At 46.8% G+C, this 1,257-nt stretch carries 3 protein-coding genes; all 3 read left to right on the forward strand.

Annotation, left to right across the window (positions count from 1 at the left end):
• A partial coding sequence (locus R7Q38_RS23755; RefSeq protein ID WP_318114515.1) for a translocation/assembly module TamB domain-containing protein occupies positions 1–464 on the forward strand: 464 nt, incomplete at its 5' end.
• Positions 465–508: 44 nt separating this feature from the next.
• A complete protein-coding gene (locus R7Q38_RS23760) occupies positions 509–856 on the forward strand; it encodes a gamma-glutamylcyclotransferase (protein WP_005454676.1) in 348 nt (115 codons plus the stop codon).
• 96 nt (positions 857–952) lie between these two features.
• The coding region (locus R7Q38_RS23765) for a DUF2799 domain-containing protein (RefSeq protein ID WP_318114517.1) at positions 953–1,257 on the forward strand (305 nt) is incomplete at its 3' end.

Here is a 1,257-nt window from a genome sequence, read left to right on the forward strand (position 1 = left end):
GTAACCCTGACAATACTCAAGACGATGTGATCGCAGGTGTGCGTGTGACTGGCCCTGCTTCCGATCCGAGTGTGGAAATTTTCTCGGAGCCTGCGATGCCACAAGCCAACGCGTTGTCTTACCTGCTTCGTGGTCAAGATATTGATGGTGAGTCGGGTGGTAACGCGATGACGACCACATTAATTGGTCTGAGTTTGGCGAAAAGCGGTCGTGTTGTTGGAGAAATCGGTGAAGCCTTTGGCGTACAAGATTTACAGCTTGATACGGCAGGCTCGGGTGATGACTCTCAAGTGACGGTGAGTGGTTACATTTTGCCAGGTCTACAGGTTAAGTATGGTGTCGGTATCTTCAACTCGCTGGGTGAGTTCACGGTGCGTTACCGATTGATGCAAGACCTGTATTTAGAGGCGGTATCTGGTGTAGATAGCGCAGTTGACCTACTCTATCAATTTGAATTTGATTAGGGCGCACGTCCTAACCACACAGAACTCATAGCTAAGGAGTGGTTATGCAGCATTTGATTTTTGTCTACGGGACGTTACGTAAGGGAGAGTACAACCATCATTATTTGAGCTCGGCTCAATTTCTTGGTTTACATGAAACGGACGCTCAATTTTCGCTCTACGATGTAGGTTCGTACCCAGCGCTGTCAGAAGGGCAGCGCTCAATCCAAGGCGAAGTTTATCTGATTGATGATGATACTTTGGTGGCGCTCGATAAGCTTGAAGACGTACCTGTCGAATATCGTAGAGAGAGCATTGCAACGCCATTTGGTCAAGCGTGGATTTACTTGTATCAAGACACGGAGCAGCTTACGGAAGAGATAGCGTCTGGTGATTGGTGTCAAAGGGTGTGAACAATACTTAAGTAACCATCGTAAGAACGTTGTCGAGAATTAAAAACGTTTCTAAACACGTTAGAAAACGACAAGTCAGAAAAGTAAGGAGTGATGATGAGAGTGTTAATAATTGGCGCGATGATGATATTTCTGTCTGCTTGTGCGCAAACCACCTTACCAGCTTCAACCAGTGTGACAGATTGGCAAGCGTTCGGGAAACAGTCTGCCTTAGATGGATTACGAGAGTTGTCAAAAGAGCGGATAGCTAAGTTGGATGGCACTAACCATGCAACGCCAGAACTGATCATGGCCTACCAAAACGGTTATCAAGAAGGTAAGCAAGAGTATTGTGAGCAAAGTGCCTATATGCTGGGTGTGGTTGGACGACCGTATTTCGGAATCTGCGATGACGTTGACCC

Origin of the sequence: Vibrio sp. Vb0598 (assembly GCF_033338935.1) — a bacterium.
Lineage (GTDB): Bacteria > Pseudomonadota > Gammaproteobacteria > Enterobacterales > Vibrionaceae > Vibrio > Vibrio alginolyticus.